21 protein-coding genes are annotated in these 20,369 nt (G+C 59.6%); 5 read left to right on the plus strand and 16 right to left on the minus strand.

Annotated elements, in window-relative coordinates; translation table 11 throughout:
• Nucleotides 1–58: 58 nt before the first annotated feature.
• Nucleotides 59–751 (plus strand): glutathione S-transferase family protein, encoded by a 693-nt coding sequence (locus tag QQG91_RS12715; RefSeq protein ID WP_285770597.1) that lies wholly within the window; start codon nucleotides 59–61, stop codon nucleotides 749–751.
• A gap of 35 nt (nucleotides 752–786) precedes the next feature.
• On the opposite strand, the gene pheT is transcribed toward QQG91_RS12715, so the two are convergent.
• The 6 genes from pheT to pyk form a co-directional block, all read right to left on the minus strand.
• A complete protein-coding gene (gene pheT / locus QQG91_RS12720) occupies nucleotides 787–3,183 on the minus strand; it encodes a phenylalanine--tRNA ligase subunit beta (protein ID WP_285770598.1) in 2,397 nt (798 codons plus the stop codon).
• A 66-nt stretch (nucleotides 3,184–3,249) separates the two neighbouring features.
• The gene (gene pheS, locus QQG91_RS12725) at nucleotides 3,250–4,320 is read right to left on the minus strand and encodes a phenylalanine--tRNA ligase subunit alpha (protein ID WP_285770599.1); all 1,071 of its coding nucleotides are present in this window, start codon (nucleotides 4,318–4,320) and stop codon (nucleotides 3,250–3,252) included.
• Between the two features lie 154 nt (nucleotides 4,321–4,474).
• Nucleotides 4,475–4,840, minus strand: coding sequence for a 50S ribosomal protein L20 (gene rplT / locus QQG91_RS12730; RefSeq protein WP_285770600.1), 366 nt, complete (start codon nucleotides 4,838–4,840; stop codon nucleotides 4,475–4,477).
• Between the two features lie 13 nt (nucleotides 4,841–4,853).
• Nucleotides 4,854–5,054 carry a 50S ribosomal protein L35 gene (gene rpmI, locus QQG91_RS12735; protein ID WP_285770601.1) on the minus strand — a complete coding sequence of 67 codons (201 nt, stop codon included), beginning with the start codon at nucleotides 5,052–5,054 and terminating at the stop codon, nucleotides 4,854–4,856.
• A 108-nt stretch (nucleotides 5,055–5,162) separates the two neighbouring features.
• The gene (locus QQG91_RS12740) at nucleotides 5,163–5,381 is read right to left on the minus strand and encodes a hypothetical protein (RefSeq protein WP_285770602.1); all 219 of its coding nucleotides are present in this window, start codon (nucleotides 5,379–5,381) and stop codon (nucleotides 5,163–5,165) included.
• A 33-nt stretch (nucleotides 5,382–5,414) separates the two neighbouring features.
• On the minus strand, nucleotides 5,415–6,860 hold the full coding sequence (gene pyk, locus QQG91_RS12745) for a pyruvate kinase (RefSeq protein ID WP_285770603.1): 1,446 nt from the start codon (nucleotides 6,858–6,860) through the stop codon (nucleotides 5,415–5,417).
• Between the two features lie 274 nt (nucleotides 6,861–7,134).
• Between pyk and QQG91_RS12750 the strand changes: the two genes are divergently transcribed.
• Nucleotides 7,135–7,449, plus strand: a complete 315-nt coding sequence (locus tag QQG91_RS12750; protein WP_285770604.1) for a DUF1244 domain-containing protein — start codon at nucleotides 7,135–7,137, stop codon at nucleotides 7,447–7,449.
• A 56-nt stretch (nucleotides 7,450–7,505) separates the two neighbouring features.
• On the opposite strand, the gene QQG91_RS12755 is transcribed toward QQG91_RS12750, so the two are convergent.
• From QQG91_RS12755 to dgcA, 4 genes are all read right to left on the minus strand, one after another.
• A complete protein-coding gene (locus QQG91_RS12755; protein WP_285770605.1) occupies nucleotides 7,506–8,369 on the minus strand; it encodes a D-amino-acid transaminase in 864 nt (287 codons plus the stop codon).
• An 81-nt stretch (nucleotides 8,370–8,450) separates the two neighbouring features.
• Nucleotides 8,451–8,978 carry a hypothetical protein gene (locus tag QQG91_RS12760; RefSeq protein WP_285770606.1) on the minus strand — a complete coding sequence of 176 codons (528 nt, stop codon included), beginning with the start codon at nucleotides 8,976–8,978 and terminating at the stop codon, nucleotides 8,451–8,453.
• A gap of 6 nt (nucleotides 8,979–8,984) precedes the next feature.
• Nucleotides 8,985–9,470, minus strand: a complete 486-nt coding sequence (locus QQG91_RS12765) for a hypothetical protein (RefSeq protein WP_285770607.1) — start codon at nucleotides 9,468–9,470, stop codon at nucleotides 8,985–8,987.
• A 207-nt stretch (nucleotides 9,471–9,677) separates the two neighbouring features.
• On the minus strand, nucleotides 9,678–10,640 hold the full coding sequence (gene dgcA / locus QQG91_RS12770; protein WP_285770608.1) for an N-acetyl-D-Glu racemase DgcA: 963 nt from the start codon (nucleotides 10,638–10,640) through the stop codon (nucleotides 9,678–9,680).
• Between the two features lie 164 nt (nucleotides 10,641–10,804).
• Between dgcA and QQG91_RS12775 the strand changes: the two genes are divergently transcribed.
• Both QQG91_RS12775 and QQG91_RS12780 read left to right on the plus strand, forming a co-directional pair.
• Nucleotides 10,805–11,764: an L-malyl-CoA/beta-methylmalyl-CoA lyase gene (locus QQG91_RS12775; protein ID WP_285770609.1), complete on the plus strand. Its 960-nt coding sequence runs from the start codon at nucleotides 10,805–10,807 to the stop codon at nucleotides 11,762–11,764.
• Nucleotides 11,765–11,886: 122 nt separating this feature from the next.
• A complete protein-coding gene (locus tag QQG91_RS12780; RefSeq protein WP_285770610.1) occupies nucleotides 11,887–12,849 on the plus strand; it encodes an acetyl-CoA carboxylase carboxyltransferase subunit alpha in 963 nt (320 codons plus the stop codon).
• 30 nt (nucleotides 12,850–12,879) lie between these two features.
• Here QQG91_RS12780 and QQG91_RS12785 read toward each other — a convergent pair whose 3' ends face one another.
• From QQG91_RS12785 to QQG91_RS12795, 3 genes are read right to left on the minus strand one after another with little or no spacing between them, the layout of a single operon-like run.
• Nucleotides 12,880–13,608: a lysophospholipid acyltransferase family protein gene (locus QQG91_RS12785; RefSeq protein WP_285770611.1), complete on the minus strand. Its 729-nt coding sequence runs from the start codon at nucleotides 13,606–13,608 to the stop codon at nucleotides 12,880–12,882.
• Nucleotides 13,605–14,510 (minus strand): cell division protein FtsX, encoded by a 906-nt coding sequence (locus QQG91_RS12790; RefSeq protein WP_285770612.1) that lies wholly within the window; start codon nucleotides 14,508–14,510, stop codon nucleotides 13,605–13,607. The genes QQG91_RS12785 and QQG91_RS12790 overlap by 4 nt, the downstream gene beginning before the upstream one ends.
• On the minus strand, nucleotides 14,507–15,181 hold the full coding sequence (locus tag QQG91_RS12795) for a cell division ATP-binding protein FtsE (RefSeq protein WP_285770613.1): 675 nt from the start codon (nucleotides 15,179–15,181) through the stop codon (nucleotides 14,507–14,509). The genes QQG91_RS12790 and QQG91_RS12795 overlap by 4 nt, the downstream gene beginning before the upstream one ends.
• A 173-nt stretch (nucleotides 15,182–15,354) precedes the next feature.
• Between QQG91_RS12795 and QQG91_RS12800 the strand changes: the two genes are divergently transcribed.
• Nucleotides 15,355–16,179, plus strand: a complete 825-nt coding sequence (locus tag QQG91_RS12800) for a zinc-ribbon domain-containing protein (RefSeq protein WP_285770614.1) — start codon at nucleotides 15,355–15,357, stop codon at nucleotides 16,177–16,179.
• Here the strand turns inward: QQG91_RS12800 and QQG91_RS12805 are convergent.
• The 3 genes from QQG91_RS12805 to QQG91_RS12815 form a co-directional block, all read right to left on the minus strand.
• Entirely contained in the window at nucleotides 16,176–18,698 is a 2,523-nt protein-coding gene (locus QQG91_RS12805) for a DUF4175 domain-containing protein (RefSeq protein WP_352232130.1), read from the minus strand. The two genes, QQG91_RS12800 and QQG91_RS12805, sit on opposite strands and share 4 nt — an antisense overlap.
• Nucleotides 18,676–19,941: a diaminopimelate decarboxylase gene (gene lysA, locus QQG91_RS12810; RefSeq protein WP_285770616.1), complete on the minus strand. Its 1,266-nt coding sequence runs from the start codon at nucleotides 19,939–19,941 to the stop codon at nucleotides 18,676–18,678. Before lysA ends, QQG91_RS12805 begins: the two co-directional genes overlap by 23 nt.
• A 65-nt stretch (nucleotides 19,942–20,006) precedes the next feature.
• Entirely contained in the window at nucleotides 20,007–20,324 is a 318-nt protein-coding gene (locus tag QQG91_RS12815; protein ID WP_285770617.1) for a DUF2834 domain-containing protein, read from the minus strand.
• Nucleotides 20,325–20,369: the final 45 nt, after the last annotated feature.

The raw sequence follows: 20,369 nt of genomic DNA on the forward strand, positions 1-20,369 counted from the left end.
GAACGGGTTAAATTCTAACGCGAAATGATTAAGTTGCAGAAATACCAAGGAGCAACACATGGCAGACCTTTCCAATTTCCCGATCACCAAACGCTGGCCCGCTAAAAATCCTGACGTGATCCAGCTTTACGCATCCCCCACTGCAAACGGCGTCAAAGCATCAATCGCGCTTGAAGAGCTCGGCCTTCCCTACGAACCGCATCTCGTCACGCTTGCCGATGCCGACGTCAAAAGCCCCGAGTTTCTCTCGCTCAACCCCAACAACAAGATCCCTGCGATCATCGACCCCGACGGTCCCGATGGTGCACCCATCGGTCTTTTCGAAAGCGGCGCGATCCTGATTTATCTTGCCGACAAAACGGGCAAGCTGATCGGCAAAACCGCGACCGAACGTTACAAGGTCATCCAGTGGCTCATGTTCCAGATGGGCGGCGTCGGCCCGATGTTCGGCCAGCTTGGCTTTTTCTACAAATTCGCGGGCGCCAAGATGGAAGACCCCACCGCGCGCGACCGCTACATCAACGAAGCCAAGCGCCTGTTGAACGTCCTTGAAAAAGAGCTGGACGGCAAAGAATGGATCGCAGGCGATTTCTCGATTGCCGACATCGCGCTTGCGCCTTGGCTCAAGGGGCTGGAATTCTATGGGGCCACCGCCGTCACGGGCTATGACGACCTAACGAATGTGCCTGCCTATGTGGACCGTTTCTTGGCCCGCCCTGCGGTCCAAAAGGGAAGCAAGGTCCCGAGCTGAACGAAAAAGGGCGGCCCGTTGGACCGCCCTTTCTTTTATCCGCGGAGCGTGCCGCCCGTCGCCTTTGTGACCTTCTCGACGATCTTGGCCGAAACAGCCTCAAGGTCCTTTTCGGTCAGCGTCGCCTCTTTGGGCTGAAGCCGCACTGTGATGGCGAGCGATTTCTTGCCCTCGCCAAGGCTGCCGCCGATGAACTCGTCGAACACCCGCACGTCTTCGATCAAAGCCTTATCGGACCCCAAGGCCGCATTCACGAGGGTCAGAGCCTCGACATCCGCATTCACAACAAATGCAAAGTCACGCTCGACCGCCTGAAGCTCCGAAGCCTCGAGAGCAGGGCGCGAAGCCGAGGTGTTCTTGGGCAGCGGGATTTCCTCGAGATAGATGGTAAAGGCGACAGCCGCGCCCTTGATGTCCATCTCGCGCAGGATCTTGGGATGCAGTTCACCGAAAATACCGAGAACCTTTTTCGGTCCAAGGCAAATCTGGCCATGACGTCCGGGGTGCCACCATTCGGCCCCGTTGCGCATGATCTGGACCCGCGCAGGCGCACCGACCGAAGCCAAGATCGCTTCAATGTCCGCCTTGGCGTCGAACACATCGACAGCGCGGCTTGCGCCATGCACATCCTTGGGCCCGTTACGACCGATCAGAACCCCTGAAAGCGCAACATGCTGTTCACCCGGTTCGCCGCCGTGGAACGCGGTCCCGACCTCGAACAGCGCCAGATCTGCAAACCCGCGTGCCTGATTGCGCGCCGCCGCACGCAAGAGACCCGGAAGCAGGTCAGGCCGCATATGGCTCATATCGCTGGAAATCGGGTTCTCGAGACGGGTCGCATCGGTGCCACCGCCGAAAAGCGTCGCCGCCTTCTGGTCGATGAACGAATAGGTCACGCATTCATTATAGCCGAGTGACGCCGCCATACGGCGCGCAACCGAGGTGCGCACCTGAAGCGGGGTCAGGATCGGCTTGGGCACGCCAGCCGAAGCACGGCGCAGCGGCTTGCCTTCAAGCTTGGTCAGAGAGGCGATACGCGCCACTTCCTCGACGAGGTCAGCCTCGCCCTGAACATCCGAACGCCAGCTCGGCACATGGGCCATATCGCCTTCCATACGGAACCCGAGCGCGGTCAGCGTCTGGCGCTGCTCGCTTTCGGGAATATCCATCCCGACAAGGCTCTGAACCCGCTTGGCATCAAGCTTGTAGGCACGGGCAAAGTTCGGAACACCGCCCGCGACCACCATCTCCGAGGCCTCGCCGCCCGCATGATCCACGATCATACGCACCGCGTGCTCAAGCCCCATTGGCGTGAACTCGGGATCGACACCGCGCTCGAAACGGTAGCGTGCGTCCGAGTTGATCTTGAGCGCACGGCCCGTCAATGCGATCTGGACAGGGTCCCACCACGCGCTCTCGACAAAGACGTTGACCGTCTCTTCGGTCACGCCCGAGTGCTCGCCGCCCATGATGCCCGCAATGCTCTCGACGCCGTTGTCGTCGGAAATCGCCATCGCGCCCGCAGGAAGAACATAGGTCTTCTCGTCGAGCGCAAGGATCTCTTCTCCGCCCTTGGCGCGGTGCACCCGAAGGTTGCCCTTGACCTTATCCGCGTCAAAGACGTGCAGCGGACGGTTCTGGTCAAAGGTGAAATAGTTGGTCACATCCACAAGGAACGAAATCGGGCGCAAACCGATCGCCTTGAGCGCCTGCTGGAGCCATTCGGGCGAAGGCCCGTTCTTGACACCCTTGATGAGGCGACCCGTGAACAGCGGACAGCCGTCAAGCGTATCCTCGTCGATCGTCACCTTGATATCGCTTTCAAAGCTCGCAGGCACAGCTTCGACTGTGCAAGGCTTGAGCTTGCCCAATCCCCGCGCAGCAAGGTCACGCGCAATACCGCGCACGCCCAGAGCATCGCCACGGTTCGGCGTAATCGCGATCTCGATCACAGGTTCGACCTTGGACGGATCATTGGCCGACAGCCAGTCGGCAAAGCTCTCGCCCACTTCGCCCGAAGGAAGCTCGATAATCCCGTTATGCTCGTCCGACAGCTCAAGCTCGCGCTCCGAGGCCATCATGCCAAAGCTCTCGACCCCGCGGATTTTTCCGACGGAAATGGTGATATCGAGACCGGGAATATAGGTGCCGGGCTTGGCCAGAACCACGGTGATGCCTTCGCGGGCGTTGGGCGCGCCGCAGACGATCTGGGTTTCGCCATCGGCGGTCATGACCTTGCAGACCCGAAGCTTGTCCGCATCGGGGTGCTGCTCGGCGTGCACGATCTTGGCGATCTGGAAATCGGCCAGCTTGGCGGCGGGGTTCTCGATCCCCTCCACCTCAAGCCCGAGGTCGGTCAGCGCTTCTGCGATCTCGTCAACAGAGGCGGTCGTATCGAGGTGTTTCTTCAGCCAGGAAAGGGTGAATTTCATATCTCTTGTCCAATTCGGCCTGCGGGCTTTCGGTCCCGCACATTTCGTTCAAGCGCTCGGCGCCACTTAGCGGCTCAGCCCACCATGGAGGGTCGGCACGTCAAGTGCCGAGAACCCGTAATGACGGAGCCAGCGAAGGTCGCTGTCAAAGAAGGCCCGCAGATCGGGGATGCCGTATTTCAGCATGGCGATACGGTCGATGCCGATCCCGAAGGCAAAGCCCTGATAAATGCTCGGATCGATCTTGGCGGCAGCAAGCACCTTTGGGTGCACCATGCCCGATCCAAGGACTTCGAGCCAGTCGTTGCCCTCGCCCACAGTGACAGAACCGTTGTTCCACTGGCACTGGATGTCCACTTCGGCCGACGGTTCGGTAAAGGGGAAGTGCGAGGCGCGGAAGCGGGTCTTGACCTTGGTGCCGAAGAACGCCGAAAGGAATTCCTCCAGAACCCATTTGAGGTTCGCCATGGAAATATCGGTGTCGATGGCAAGCCCTTCGACCTGATTGAACATCGGCGTATGGGTCTGGTCATAGTCGGCGCGATACACTCGGCCGGGCGAAATGGTGCGGATCGGAGCGCCTTGGGCCTCCATCGCGCGGATCTGCACGGGTGAAGTATGGGTGCGCAGCACGTGCGGCGGACGGTCATCCCCCTCGGCACGGTGGGTATAGAAAGTGTCCATTTCCGCGCGCGCAGGGTGGTGACCCGGAATGTTGAGCGCGTCGAAGTTATACCAATCGCTTTCGATCTGCGGACCCTCGGACACGGCAAAGCCCATATCCGCGAAAATCGCGGTCACTTCCTCGGTCACTTGGCTGATCGGGTGGATCGACCCCACACGGCGCGGACGGGTGGGCAGCGTCACATCAAGCCATTCCGAACGCAGACGCTCGTCGAGCGCGGCATCAGCCAGCGCGGTCTTTTTCGCGGCGAGCGCGCTGTTGATCTCGTCCTTGAGCGCGTTGAGCGCGGGGCCTGCGACCATGCGCTCTTCGGGGGACATCTTGCCCAGCTCGCGCATCTGAAGGCTGATCTCGCCCTTCTTGCCCAAAGCGGCCAGACGCACGTCCTCGATCGCGGCTTCGTCCGAAGCGGCGGCAATCAGGCCGAGGTATTTCGATTTAAGGTCTTCCATATCGTGCCCTTCGATCTTTTCTTGCACGGCAATTACCGCGCCGGCCCGTATCGCACAAGGACTGCGACCCATTTGGCCGGTATTTGAGGGCACCTGTGGCCCAAACGAAAAAGGCCGCCCCATGGGACGGCCTTCAAATCGGTCAGCGGGGCGATTAGGCAGCCAGAGCAGCCTTTGCTTTTTCGGCAATCGCGTTAAACGCTTCGGGCTCGTGAACGGCGAGATCGGCAAGAACCTTACGGTCAACTTCGATACCGGCTTTGGCCAGACCGTTGATGAACTTCGAATAGGTCAGCGATTCGTCAAATGCACGGACAGCTGCGTTGATACGCTGGATCCACAGAGCGCGGAAGTTGCGCTTGCGGTTCTTGCGGTCACGAGTTGCGTACTGGTTGGCCTTGTCTACGGCCTGACGGGCAACTTTGAAGGTCCGGCCGCGGCGGTCATAATAACCTTTTGCAGCGTCAAGGACTTTCTTGTGACGACGATGGGTAACGGTACCACCTTTAGTGCGCGACATTGTTCAGGCCTCCTTAGCGGTCGTAGGGCATGTAGGATTTGACGATCTTCGCGTCGGGCGCGGAGAGTGTCGTGGTCCCACGTGCGTCACGAATGAACTTGGTAGTGCGCTTGATCATGCCGTGGCGTTTGCCGGCCTGACCTGCTTTTACCAGACCGGAGGCGGTCACTTTGAAGCGCTTTTTGGCGCTCGATTTGGTCTTCATCTTGGGCATTTTCATCTCCTCTTACGAGTTGGTGAATTACGCGCGACTCGGCATGCCACAAGCCGGACGCACGGGTTGAAGCGGCCGTGTAGGACAGCTTCGCTCTATTGGCAAGCGCTAATTGATATAGCGCCCGATCACCCGAACAAAGGCGTTCGGAATATCGTTGATCGTATAGGTGCGGTGCTGGAGCGCATAAACGACCATGAAGCCCGCGACCATGATAACGATAGAGGCCGCGCGGGGAGCGCGGCCTTCCGAAATGGCACCGACGATAGACGGAAGCGACAGGGCACCAAGAATGATCCCGATGACAAGATAAAGATCAGCGTCCATCATTTCCCCCAAAGGTTGAACTCGGGGACGACCTTACTCTGCTTCCGAGCTGAGAATCAAACGTTCTGCACAAGGTGCCACGCGAAGAATGTTCGTCGACCCCGGCGTGTTGAACGGAACGCCTGCGGTCACGACGATCATATCGTCCTCGGTCGCGCCAAGTTCGGACTTGGTCGCACGCACAGCCGCGATCACTGCCGTCTTGAAGCGGTCGACCTCGCCCGTCAGCACGGTGTTCACACCCCATGACAGAGCAAGACGACGCGCGGTGCGATCCAGAGTGGTCAGAGCGATGATCGGCACACGCGGACGCTCGCGCGCAACAAGAAGCGCGGTCTTGCCCGACTGCGAATAGCAGCAGATGGCTTTGACGTTGGTCTTTTCCGCGATCTCGCGGGCCGCAGCAACGATACCGTCGGCAACGGTGGCGTGCTCGATACGGCGCGAGCTTTCGATGATCTCGACATAGGTCGGATCGGATTCGACCTGAGCGGCAACGCTGCTCATGGTGGTGACGGCTTCGACGGGGAACTGACCAGCGGCCGATTCCGCCGAAAGCATGATCGCATCCGCACCTTCGTAAATCGCGGTCGCAACGTCCGACACTTCGGCGCGGGTGGGCATCGGGCTTTCGATCATCGACTCGAGCATCTGGGTTGCAACGATGACGGGCTTACCGGCCGCGCGGCTTTTGCGGATAAGACGCTTCTGGATCGGCGGAACGTTCGAAACGGGAAGTTCCACACCCAGATCGCCGCGCGCCACCATGATACCGTCCGAAACCGCAAGGATTTCATCAAAGGCCTTCACAGCGGCAGGCTTTTCGATCTTGGAGAGGATCGCAGCGCGACCCTTGGCCAGAACACGGGCCTCTTCGACGTCGGCGGGACGCTGGACAAACGAAAGCGCAAGCCAGTCGACACCCAGCTCGCACACGAACTCGAGGTCCTTGCGGTCCTTTTCCGACAGAGCGGCCAGCGGCAGCACAACGTCGGGAACGTTCACGCCCTTGCGGTTGGAAATGGTGCCGCCCACGATCACTTCACAGTTCGCAAAGTCGCGACCGCAGTCTTTGACCTTGAGACGGATCTTGCCGTCATTGACGAGAAGCGAGGCACCGGGTTCCAGCGCGTCAAAGATTTCCTTGTGCGGAAGACGCACGCGGGTCGCATCGCCTTCGGCTTCATCGAGATCGAGACGGAAGTCCTGACCGACGACCAATTCCTCTTCGCCGTTCGCAAAAGTGCCGACGCGGAGCTTGGGCCCCTGAAGGTCGGCAAGAATGCCGATCGGCGTACCGCAATCCTTCTCGACCTGACGGATGATGTCATAGCGCTCTTTGATTTCGTGGTGGATGCCGTGGCTCATATTGAGGCGGAACACATCCGCACCGGCTTCGTGCAAAGCACGGATCATCTCATAGCTCGAAGAAGCGGGCCCGAGGGTGGCAACAATCTTTACGTTACGGTGGCGATGCATACGGCGTTCCTAGTCTGTCGTCTCGACGTGGCCGTTAGCGGTAACGACCGATTTGGCCCCTTATTGCGCAAAACGTCTCGGGTCTCAACTGCATAAGACTTAAGGAGCACTTGGAACGCAAAAAATTTGGGGTTCTGGGCGAAAAAGCCCGATCTGGGGCTTTCCTACTCCGAATATGCGCCCCAAGTAACACCAAAGCGACACCTTGGCCCAAGACTTTCGCGTATTTTACAGGCACCTTGCCCCGCAAGAGACCGACTCAAGAGGGAAACCCATGGACGATCAGACCCGCATCGAACTCGAAGCAGCCGCCTTCCGCGCCCTACGCGAACACCTGATGGAGAAACGCACCGACGTTCAGAACATCGATCTGATGAACCTTGCAGGGTTCTGCCGCAACTGCCTTAGCCGCTGGTATCAAGAAGCCGCAAACGCACGCGGCATCGACATGACCAAGGACGAAGCCCGCGAGATTTATTACGGCATGCCCTATGACGCCTGGCGCGACAAATTCCAGACCGAGGCCGATACAGGCAAGCAGGAAGCCTTTAAAAAGGCCTTTGCCGAGAACGTCGGCGACACCAAGTAACCAAACAAAAAGGCCCCCGAAAACCGGAGGCCTTTTTTCTTGGCACTCGCCAAAGATCAGATCGCAGCCTTGCGGCTCTCTTCGAGATAGATCTCGCGCAGACGCGCCGCAACGGACCCCGGTTTACCCGTGCCGATGGCCGCACCGTCGATCTCGACCACAGGCATCACGAACGTCGTCGCAGAGGTGACGAATGCCTCGTCCGCCTCTTTCGCCTCGTCGATCGTAAAGAGCCGCTCTTCCACCTGCATCTGCGCTTCTTTGGCGAACCGCAAAACCGCAGCGCGGGTGATCCCGTGGAGAATATCGTTGCTAAGCTGGCGCGTGATGATCGTGTTGCCCTTGACGATATAGGCGTTGTTCGAGGTGCCTTCGGTCACGAAACCATCTTCGACCATCCAAGCGTCATCGCAGCCCGCCTTCTTGGCCATCATCTTACCCATCGACGGATAGAGAAGCTGGACCGTCTTGATATCGCGGCGGCCCCAACGGATGTCGTCGACCGAAATCACCTTCATCCCCGTTTTCGCGGCGGGGCTATCGGCCAGACCGGGCTTGTTCTGGGTAAAGAGAACGATGGTCGACGGCGTCACTGCGGGATCAGGGAACACGAAATCACGATCGCCGGGTGCGCCGCGGGTGATCTGGAGGTAAACCATCCCCTCTTCGATCCCGTTCTTGGCGACCAATTCGCGGTGGATCGCCAAAAGCTCGTCCTTGGTCACGGGCGACGCCATGTCGAGCTCGCTCAGCGACCGTTCAAGGCGCACGGCATGGCCTTCGAAATCCACCAGCTTGCCGTCAAGCACGCTGGTCACTTCGTAAACGCCGTCCGCCATAAGGAAACCGCGATCAAAGATCGAAACCTTGGCTTCGGTTTCGGGGAGATATTCGCCGTTTACATAGACAATGCGAGTCATAGCAGTTTCCTCTTAAAATGACGCATGCGTCATGGGTCAACTGCTGCCTTGCGTCAAGCCTCAAGGCGACCCGCCACCGCTTTAATGCAAAAGCCGGTCCAAATCCATTTTGAGAATGTTGAGAGAAGAGCTCACTTCGATGAGATGGGATACGAGCCGCCCCAAAAGCAAAAGCTCTTGCTGAACCTCGTACGGTATCGCGCCTTTCTTTTCAAAGTCGAACACCACGATCGATCCATAGCGTGCGCCTTCGGCTCCAAGCCCGACGAGACAAAGACAACTCGGCGCAAAGACCTCACCGTCCACGACGACCGGTTCGACCTGCGACCCGAAATAGTTCTCCCCATCGGGAATATCCACAAAAGCAGGATACTGGCGCCCGTCTTGGGCAATTGGGGCGTTTCGTGCAATCCAGTCAGGATCACCATGAGAGCCGATGGCAACCTGCTTATCGCGCAAATTCAAGAACACGCGCGCATCACTGCGCGACGCCAAATGGCACGCCAGTTTGGCCAACTTGTCGAAAATCGGACTGGGCGACATCGCGAGGTTCGCAAGATCCGCTTCGTCTTCCAACTGGCCAAGGACCTGATGAAAGCTATCCCGCACCATCGCTCACCTATTCACCAGACTGAACACATCACCCAGTATCAACTTGAGCGAAGCTTTCGTGCGGATCATCTCGCCCGCAATTTCGGCAAGATCGACCATTGTTCGTTCTTGCTCTTGCGATACGGCTTTAAGCCGACGCTCGGTAAACACACCGATAAATCCGACAAACTCGCCATAGAGGTAAATGCCCGCGCTGAGCCAAGTCTTGGCGCTCGCATAAGTGCCGTTTACGAGCGGGGAAGCGGGAAAGGCGGCATCGACGTCTGGACTCCAAACAATCGGTTGATTCAACTGACGACTGGCCATCGTCTTTTTGAACGCATCAAGCGCGACCCCATAAGAGCCGATCACTGTCACATTGTCTTGGTCAAGCAGGGCAACAAAAGCCGCATCATAATCGGTCGAAAGCGCAGCGAGTTCTGCGATCCAGTCAAAAGAGGCACTGCCCTCTAGATCGAGGCCTGCCAAAACAGCTTGCCCAGACCCCACACGCAGAAGTTTCTTTAATGTTGTGCCCACAATATTTACTCGGCCCTCGAATTAACCAGCGACAGCGGGGGGTAGGTATAGATTTAAGGAACGGATTCCAATAAGACATCGTAGGCACATCTCTCTCTTTCGTATCGAAAAACCGATCCGAAAGAGCGCGAATGAGACAGGCTAGCACCCTCAGGTTGCGCGATTCAACCGATGATACTAACCCCACAAAGCAGATGAATATCGCCCGAGCTCCGAGCCTTGAAACGGAATGGCGTTCTCCCGATCCCGCGCCAACAGAAGCGGCCCATCCAGATCGACGAACCCCGCCCCATGCGCAAGAACCATCGCGGGGGCCATGGCAAGCGAAGAGCCGACCATACAGCCGACCATAACCCCGAAACCCGCCGCAACGGCTGCGTCACGCAGGCGCAAGCTTTCGCTAAGACCTCCTGCCTTATCGAGCTTGATGTTGACGAAATCGTAACGGTTTCTAAGGGCAAAAAGGTCCGATTCCACGTGACAACTCTCGTCCGCACAGATCGGAACGGGCCTCGGGAGGGTTTCGAGCGCTGAATCCTTCCCCGCGGGGAATGGTTGCTCGACCAGCACAACGCCAAGCCGTTCAAGATGCGGAAGGAGCGTCAAATAATCTTGCTCCGACCAGCCTTCGTTCGCGTCAATGATTAACGCAGCGTCGGGCGCGCCGCGCCGCACCGCCTCCAAACGAGGGAGATCGTCAGGCGTGCCGAGCTTGATCTTGAGCACAGGCCGCGTGGCATTCTCCGCCGCCTGCCGCTCCATCGCCTCAGGGCTGCCCAGCGAAAGGGTAAAGGCCGTGACGATCCCCTCGGGCGCTGGCTCGCCGACAAGCTCCCAGATCCGCCGTCCCGCCCGCTTCGCCTCAAGATCCCAGAGCGCACAGTCCAGAGCATTGCGCGCCGCGCCATGCGGCAAGGCATGCTGCAACGAAGCCCGATCCGCAAACCGCGCCCCCTCGATCTGGGCCAAGACGCTCTCAAGCGTTTCGCCATAGCGGGCATAGGGCACACATTCCCCCCGCCCGACAAAGTCGCCATCAGTGATCGTCACGGTTATGACCTCTGCATGGGTCTTGCTCCCGCGCGAGATCGTAAAAACCCGCGCCAAAGGAAACCGCTCGATAACCGCCTGAACCTGCATCACATCTCTCCTCGTCCTCGCGCGAACCCTAGCCAAGCGCCGACGCCCCCACAATGCCCCGCCTACGACCAATTGCTGCATGTGCGAGAAAATTGTTGCGATTGCAAAAGCAACATAATAACAAAAATTAACCATTCGATTGAAACAAGATTACAAGGCGAACCATGTCCTTCAGACTTCAGCCCCCCGCTCCCGCGCGTCCGAACCGCTGTCAGCTCTTTGGCCCTGCCTCGAATACCAAGCTCTTTGCCAAGATGGCGGCCTCTGCCGCTGACGTGATCAATATCGACCTCGAGGACTCTGTTGCCCCTTCGGACAAGGACATGGCTCGCGCCAACGCAATCGAAGCGATCAATACCGTCGATTGGGGCAACAAGACGCTTTCGGTGCGCATCAACTCGCTCGACACGCCCTATTGGTATCGCGATGTGGTGGACCTTTTGGAACTGGCGGGCGACCGTCTCGACCAGATCATGATCCCGAAAGTGGGCTGCGCCGAAGACGTCTATGCCGTGGATGCGCTGGTTACAGCCATCGAGCGCGCCAAGGGCCGCACCAAGCCGATTTCCTTCGAGGTTATCATCGAATCCGCCGCAGGCATTGCTCACGTAGAAGCCATCGCTGCCTCCTCTCCGCGTATGCAGGCGATTAGCCTTGGCGCTGCGGACTTTGCCGCCTCTATGGGCATGCAGACCACAGGCATCGGCGGAACGCAGGAAGATTACTACATGCTACGAGAGGGCGCGAAGTATTGGTCCGATCCGTGGCACTGGGCGCAGACCGCCATCGTCGCCGCCTGCCGCACCCACGGCCTCTTGCCCGTGGACGGTCCGTTCGGCGACTTCTCGGATGACGAAGGCTACATCGCTCAGGCCAAACGCTCCGCGACGCTTGGCATGGTCGGCAAATGGGCCATCCACCCCAAGCAGATCGCCCTTGCCAACGAGGTCTTTACACCGTCCGAAGCCAAGGTCTCTGAGGCCCGCGAAATCCTTGCCGCCATGGAAGAGGCCAAGGCGCGCGGCGAAGGCGCAACCGTCTATAAGGGCCGTCTCGTCGATATCGCATCGATCAAACAGGCCGAGGTTATCGTCCGTCAGGCCGAGATGATCGCGGGCGCATAAGACCCGATCACACCCTATAGAAAGGCGGGCCAAAGCGGTCCGCCTTTTTTGTTGACCGAAAGCCGAGTTGCAAAGACCCCTCTTGCCGACTTATATCGGGGTAATCTTGCGTGAGGCGACCTATGACCAATTATCTCGAGTTTGAAAAACCGCTGGCTGAAATCGAAGGCAAAGCCGAAGAGCTTCGCGCGATGGCCCGCGAAAATCCCGAGGCCGACGTCGAGAAAGAAGCTCAAGCTCTCGACAAAAAAGCCGAGGAAATGCTCAAGACGCTTTACGGCTCGCTGACACCCTGGCGCAAATGCCAGGTGGCGCGTCACCCCGACCGCCCGCATTGCAAAGACTATATCGACGCGCTCTTTACCGAGTTCACCCCGCTTGCAGGCGACCGCGGCTTTGCAGACGACCACGCCGTTATGGGGGGTCTTGCCCGTTTCAACGGCCGTCCCGTCATGGTGATCGGTCAGGAAAAAGGCTCGGACACCAAGAGCCGCATCGAACACAACTTCGGCATGGCCCGCCCCGAAGGCTATCGCAAGGCGATCCGCCTTATGGATCTTGCCGACCGTTTCGGCATCCCCGTGATCACGCTTGTGGACACCCCCGGTGCCTATCCAGGCAAGGGCGCAGAAGAGCGCGGCCAGTCCGAAGCCATCGCGCGTTCGACCGAAAAGTGCCTTGCGATCAAGGTTCCGCTGATCTCGGTCATCATCGGTGAGGGCGGCTCGGGCGGGGCTGTGGCCTTTGCGACCGCCAACCGCGTCGCGATGCTCGAACACTCGATCTATTCGGTGATCACCCCCGAGGGCTGTGCCTCAATCCTTTGGAAGGACGCAGGCAAGATGCGCGAAGCCGCCGAAGCGCTTCGCCTGACTGCCAAGGACCTGCGGGAGCTCGCCATCTGTGACCGCGTGATCAAGGAACCGCTTGGCGGGGCGCATCGAGGCAAAAAAGACGTCATCAAATCCGTGGGTATCGCGATCAGCGAAATGCTGGGCGAGCTTGAGGGCAAGTCTGGTGAAGAGCTCAAGAAATCCCGCCGGACCAAGTTCCTCGGGATGGGGACCAAGGGTCTCGCAGCGTAAAAGAAAAAGGCGGGGAACTCCCCGCCCTTTTTATATCTGGAAGCCCGCTTCGCGCATCAGCTCGTTGGAGCGGGTTTCAACCACCCCTTCCAGCTGCTTCATCATCTCTTCGGGCTGCAAACCTGCGGGAATACGGGGCAGGAACTCTACCACTGCGGTGCCGGGATGATACATGATCCCCGTTTTGGGCCAGACGACCCCGACGTTACAGGCAACAGGCACGCAATCCTGACCCAGTTCTTTATAAAGCACCGCCGAGCCTACCTTGTAGGGTTTGACCACACCGGGCGGCACGCGGGTGCCTTGGGGATAGATGATCAGCTGACCGCCCTTTTGTTTGCCTGCCGCCACATCGGCGACCATCTTTTTGATCGCCGCGCCGCGTTTGCCGCGATTGACGGGAACACAGCCGATCCGAAGCCCGTAGATCCCGACGAACGGCGTCCAGAGAAGCTCTCGCTTCATGATGAATTTGCCGTGCGGCACAGAGGAATAGATCATCAGGATATCAAGGAACGACTGGTGCTTGGCCGCGATCACCACTTCGTCGGTGGGCGGGGTGCCGCGCACCTCGGTTTTGATCCCGACCATGGGACGGGCAAGCCAGAGCACCATGCGGCAATAGGCATGGGCTGCGGCCACAGCGCCTTTGCTGCTCACGATGGCCCAAGGCAGGAAGGCAATCGCGACAACCGCCATCCCGAGATAGATCGTCACCAAAAAGATCAGCGATCTGATCCACTGGACTGCATGCGTCATGACTGGTTCCTCAAGTTCCTCAGGGCTGCGTTCCGCGTGGCGCCGAATGCGATGATGGCAGCCAAAGGCGGAATGACCAAGGGCCAAAGCCAACCTGTGCCCTGAAATCCAAGACCTGTGAGGAACCCTGCGGCGACATCAGAGGACGGAAGGAGCGTTACGGCCAGCACCCCAAGGAGCGTTCCGCCCGTCGCACCCGAGAGCGCACGGAGCGTGAAGCGGCGGACAAAGGCCCCAGCGATATAGGCGTCCCGCGCACCGACAAGACGCATCACGCGCACGACTTGGGCATTTGCAGAAAGTGCCGCCTGAGCCGCAAGGGTGATCATCGCCCCCATCGCCGCAAGGATGAGAAGGATCGCAACCATCCCGAGGAGCCGCAGACGGCTGGCGGCTGCGACCAAAGGTTCCCGCCAGCGGGTGTGATCGTCAAGGATCGCCCCCGGCACTTCGGCCTGAAGCCGCGCGCGCAGGCCCGTTGCATCCATTCCGTCCGAGGTTTCGACGATCTCGATCAGTCGCGGGATCGGCAGGCTCTCGACAGGAATATCGGGGCCGAACCATGGCTCGAGCAATGCGCGCTGTTCATCGTCCGAAAGCTCGCGCGCCTCGGCTACGCCCGGCGTTTGTTCAAGAACACGCAGCGCGGCTTTGGTCTGGGCATCGAGCTGGTCTTCGGGCGCGGAAATGCGAAGGGTCGAAGTCTGGGCAAGCTCGGACGCCCACCGCTCGGCAAGCCGCCCCGTGGCCAATGACAGCGCCAAGGCAAAGACCGCCAGAAACGCCATTGCGCCCGAGGTAAAGACCGTAAGACGCGCTGTGAACCCTGTTGGAGGAACGGCGCGATCGGCTTGCGGGTCCCCCGCGAGCAATGAAAGCATGCGGCCGATGTTGATCTTCATAGGTCGCTCCCCGCCATCTGGAGACGGCCGCCCTTGAGACGCAGAACGCGGGCCTGAACCTGCGCTTTGGTCGCGCGGATGAGGTTCATGTCGTGGGTTGCGACCAACACGGATTTGCCCATGCGGTTCAGTTCGACCAACAGCTTGATAAGACGCTGGGACATTTCCCAATCGACGTTCCCCGTCGGCTCGTCCGCGATCACCATTTCAGGCGACATGATCACCGCACGCGCAAGAGCGGCGCGCTGGCGCTCACCACCCGAAAGTTCGGGCGGAAGCTGGCCCGCCTGTTGGGTAAGACCGACCCAAGCCAGAAGGTCCTCGAGGTAATCGCCCGCCTCGTCGGCGCGTCCTGCAACCGTCAAAGGCAGCGCGACGTTCTCGGCGACCGAAAGATGGTCGAGAAACTGGCAATCCTGATGCACGACACCCACGCGGCGGCGCACGTCCGAAATCTGGTCGCGGTCGATGGTGCGGCGATTGATACCGAACAGCCGCACATGACCCGCCGTTGCGGTCAATTCGCCATAGCAAAGCTTGAGCAATGTGGTCTTGCCCGCGCCCGAAGGTCCGGTCAGGAAATGGAACGAACCGGGTGCCAATCGGAGCGAGACATTCGAGAATAACTCGCCTCCACCATAGGAGTAGGCCACGTTTTCAAGTTCAATCACTGCTCACCTCTTTTCAAGTGTTGCTGTGTTCTGCCGAAAACACCCGCGGATTTCAATTACCGCCTTTGGATGGAATGCTTGCAAATGGATTGCGATTGACTGCTAAATTGCTAGAAGAAGATAACAAAGAGCAGATGGAGCCGGTCAAAACCGGTCGGAACGGGGGACACGACATGAGGCTTATTTGCCCGAATTGCGGGGCCCAATACGAAGTACCTGATGATGTCATTCCCGAAAATGGTCGGGATGTTCAGTGCTCTAACTGTAGTCATACATGGTTCGAGACCCCCGGCGCGTCTTTGGCACGCGAGGAAGAGGGCGACGAGATCACGCATGAGGTTTCGTCCGACGAGCCCTATGATTTTGCGCCCGAGCCTGCGCAAAATCCCGAAACCCAAGATGAGCCGGATTATGCCGACGAAAAGGAAAGCGGCTTTGGAGAGGCCCCACCCCAGCCCCAAAGACGCACTTTAGACCCCTCGATTGCCGAAATTCTTCGCGAAGAGGCAGAACGGGAAGCGGCGCAACGGCGTGCCGAAAGCGCTCCGATCGAAAGCCAGCCCGATCTTGGACTGGAGATGGCGCCTCCACCGCCGCCCGTCACGCCCGAAGAGCAGCGCAGCGAAGAAGCGCGTCGCCGCATGGCCCGTTTGCGCGGCGAAGCCGTGCCGCCCCCGAGCGCGCCGCATGCCCACCGCAGTGAACTCCTGCCCGACATCGAAGAGATCAACTCGACCCTCCGCTCGACGGCCGAGCGCAGCGCCACACGGCCAGTCTATGACGACGAACCGCCCGTGGCAAAGTCGGGCGGATTCGGACTCGGGTTCGGGCTTGTGGTTTTGGTCGCCCTCTTGGGGCTTGGCGTTTATGTCTTTGCCGAAGCCGTCACGAATGCAGTGCCCGCATTAACAGGAACGGTGTCCGCTTTTGTGGATTGGGTGGACGGTCTGCGCATCCTCTTGGACGAAAAAGCGCGAGCGCTTCTGAGCCAGAGCTAGAACCTGTCGAGAAGCCGCTTGAGGTAATCCAGCTCGACACGCGGGCGCTCTTGGTCGGACGAGCGTTTGCGCAACTCCTCGAGAAGCTCTTGGGCGCGGCGCTCGACGTTCATGCCAAGCTCGTCGCCCTCACCCGTTAGGCCACCCTGACCACCGCTCTGACGCCCCAAGGGATCACGGCGTCCGGGCTGTTCGACCTGGCCTTGCTGCTCTCCCGCTTGCTGACCCTGCGCCTGCTCGGTGTCTGTTTGCTCGGCCTCGGCAAGGGCTTGGCCCATATCGCGCAGCCCCTCGCGCAGACGATCCATCGCCTCGGCTTGGCGGTCGATCGCTCCGGGCAGGTTACCGTCGCGCAGCGCCTGCTCGGCCTCTTCCATCGAACGCTCTGCCTGTTCGAGGTTCCGCTCGGCCCGCTCGCCCGCTTCGCCGTCGAGACCGGGAACCGCTTGGCGTTGGCTGCCCAATTGATCACGCAGCGCCTGTTGACGGTCGGCAAGGCTCTGGCTTTGCTCGCCTTGGTTGGGATTGCCGTTGAACTGGTCCTGAAGCTCGCCGAAGGACTCGTCGGACAATTGTTGCTGGTCTTGGAGTGTTTGCCCCAAATCGCGCATGGCCCTGCGGGTCTGACCGCTTTGACCGCCGCCCTCACCTTGGGCGACCTGCATATTCTCGAGCATCTGGTTCAGCTGCTCCATGAGCGCTTGGGCTTCGGCCATGCGGCCTTCTTCCATCAACTCCTGAATGCGGTCCATGAGGGCATCGAGTTCGTCTTGGGTGATCTCGGTCGTTTCCTGTCCCTGGTCGGGCTGATCGGTTCCGCTTTGGCCTTGGTTCTGCTCGGCGAGCAAATCCATATAATCGTTCGTCGCATCGCGCAGCTCGTCCATCAGCTCTTGGATTTCCTCGGGCGAGGCACCGTTGCGCATGGCTTCGGCCAAGCGTTCCTGAGCGCGTTCAAGCCGTTCACGGGCATCCTGAAGCGAGCCTTCTTCGAACTGGATGGCGAGATCCCAAAGGGCTTCGGTGATGTCCAGACGCTCGGCGTCATCGAGCACGCCGTCTTCGATCATCCCTTCCATACGGCGAACGATGAAGCGCAGGCGGAGGAATTTGGCATTGTCGGTGATGAAACCTTCGGGTTTGTAAGAAACGGCGCGCAAGAGCTGGGCGCTCTGTCTGGCATTGGATGCCGACCAGAGAATATCGCGGCGCTGCTCGGCGATCGCTTTGGCGAGCGGCTGAAAGAACCGCTTGCCCGGAAGGATGATTTCTTCGGGATCACCCGAACCGATCTGGCCGCTGGCATCCTCGACCGAGAGGGTGATCGTCACGGGGAGATTGGCCAGAACGCTGGTGCTGAAATCGCCTGTGAGGATTTGATCGAACTCGTCGCGACCGCCGGTAAAGGGCATGGGCAGGTCGACTTTGATCGGTGCAATCTCGTCGGGTTCGGCAGCCAGCCCATAGCGGCGGTCGACGCGCGACAGATCAAGCGTGATCTCGGCGCTGCCACGCACCACGCCGTAATCGTCGAGCGCACGGAAAGCTTGGGACATTTCGCCCTTGGCATCCGAGGAGACAGGCGCGGTGAGCTCGACATAGGGCTCTTGGTCGGGCTTGGCCTCGATGCGCCAGACACGCCCACCCTGCCCTTGGATTTCGATCGTGCCCGACTGGGAGATGTCGAAACTCTGCTCCAGATCGGAGGCGGCACCGATGCCGCTCGTGCGGGCCGAAACGGTTTCAAGAACGGTGAGATCGCCGACATCGCCATAGAGCCGAATGGTGACTTTGGAGCCTTGGGGCACCGACAGAACGGGCGTTTTGATATCGGCAAGATATATCGACGGAACGCCCGTATAAGAGGGGGGCGCAACCCAGGCTTCCCATGCGGGAGCCGCCGCCGTGCCCGTTTGTGTGATCCGACCCTGAGCCACGTCGCCGATCCGCCAGACCGACCCGAAGAGAAGGGCAACCACAAAAAACAAAAGCGCCGTATAGCGAAGCCCGAAGGGGTCAAGATTTGATATGCGCAGATCGGGATCGACGCGCCGCGCCTCGTGGGTCCTGGCGCGCATCCGTTCGAGATGGGCGGCCCAAAGTGCGGCAGAGGCGGGATCGGCGGCCCCGATGGCCTGTTCATCGAGCAAAGTAGCGATGGGGCGCCCCTTGAGGCGGGCATCGACACGGGCCAGCGCCTCGATGTCGCTTGGCCAATCGAACCGCCGAAGGCCGATATAGAGCGCAATCGCAAGCGCAAGGACGCAGAACACGGCAAAGGCCCAAACCGCCTCGACGGGGAGCGGATCGAGCCAGCCGAGCATGATCGGCGCAAGCGCAAGAAACAGGATGGTCCAGACCGGCCAGAACGCGCGGACAACGCGTTCCGCCACCATTCCGACGCGTGTGGCCAGAACAGTATAGCGAAGGTGTCCGAGCTGGGGCTTCCAATCGGTCAGTGGGCTGTCCTCTTTGGTTTGCCCTGAACCTTTCGGATCAGAGCCACTCGGGAATGATATCCCTCGCGATCATTTCTTCATAGGTAGGCCGTTTGCGAATAACTGCAAATTGATCGCCGTTGACGAGAACCTCGGGGATCAGCGGGCGCGAGTTATATTCGCTTGCCATAACAGCACCATAGGCCCCTGCCGAGCGGAAGGCGACGAGATCGCCAGCGGCGACTTTGTTCATCTCGCGCGCTTTGGCAAAGGTATCGCCAGTCTCGCAAATCGGACCGACGATGTCATAGGGCTGTTTCTCGGCGCCTGCCTGCGGTTCTTTGACCAGTTCGATATCGTGGTGCGCGTCATACATGGACGGACGCACAAGGTCATTCATCGCGGCATCAACTATCATGAAATCGCGGTCTTCGCCCGATTTCACATAGATGACTTCGGTCACCATGAGGCCAGCGTTACCCGCGATCAGACGACCCGGTTCGATTTCAACCTCGCAACCGAGATGGCCGACTTCCTCGCGGATCACCTGACCGAGATCGCTCGGGAGCGGGGGAACTTCGTTCGAACGGGTGTAGGGGATGCCCAAGCCGCCGCCAAGATCGAGACGGCGAATGTTGTGACCCTCGGCGCGGAGCGTTTCGCACAGCTCGGCCACCTTGCGATAGGCAAGACGGAAGGGTTCGAGATCGGTCAGCTGGCTTCCGATGTGCACGTCGATACCGACCACATCGAGCCCCTTGAGCGTTGCGGCGTGGGCGTAAACCTCTTTGGCGCGGGAAATCGGGATGCCGAACTTGTTCTCTTTTTTGCCTGTTGCGATCTTGGCATGGGTCTTGGCGTCCACATCGGGGTTCACGCGGATCGCAATCGGGGCAATCTTGCCGAGCGAAAGCGCGACCTCGGAGAGCGCCTCCATCTCGGGTTCGCTCTCGACGTTGAACTGGCGGATATCGCCTTCGAGAGCGATGCGCATTTCCTCGCGGGTTTTGCCGACGCCCGAAAAGACGATGCGATTGCCCGGAACGCCCGCGGCTTTGGCGCGGAGGTATTCGCCGATGGACACAACGTCGATGCCTGCGCCGCGATTGCCGAGGAGTTTGAGCACGGCCACATTCGAGAGCGACTTCATCGCGAAGCAGACAAGGTGCTCCATCCCGTCCAGCGCCTCGTCAAAGACCTGAAAGTGACGTTCGAGAGTTGCGGTCGAGTAGACATAGAACGGCGTGCCGACTTTTTCGGCGATCTCGGCGATCCGCACGTCCTCGGCATAAAGCTCGCCGTTCTTGTAGATAAAATGGTCCATCTGGCTACTCCGCGCAAAGTTAACGCGTCATAGCAAATCAGACGAAAACCCCAAGCCCCAAGTTGCTATTCGATGGGGCGGGTGCGCAGAAAGAGATAGAGCGGCAGGCCGCAGCTTACGCCGATGCAGAACGTAGCGGGAATGGCGATCAGGGCGACATAGTTCCGACGCACGTAAATCTCGGCCAGAATCCAGAGCGTCAGGGCGATGGCCGCAATCGTGAGATCCCAAGTGAGACCCGTGGTCGAGGCGTTCACATACCAAGCATCGATAAGCCCGCCGAGGCCCGTGCCCGTCTCCTGCATATAGGAGACAAAGTAATACGTCGGGTGGATGGCACCCCAGAGCGCAAGCGCGAGATATGCCATCCGAAGTTTCGACATCAGCAGGACGCGTCCCAAACCGCACAGACGTTTTCATTCGGGGAC

The organism is Marivivens sp. LCG002 (genome assembly GCF_030264275.1).
In the GTDB taxonomy this organism is placed as follows: domain Bacteria; phylum Pseudomonadota; class Alphaproteobacteria; order Rhodobacterales; family Rhodobacteraceae; genus Marivivens.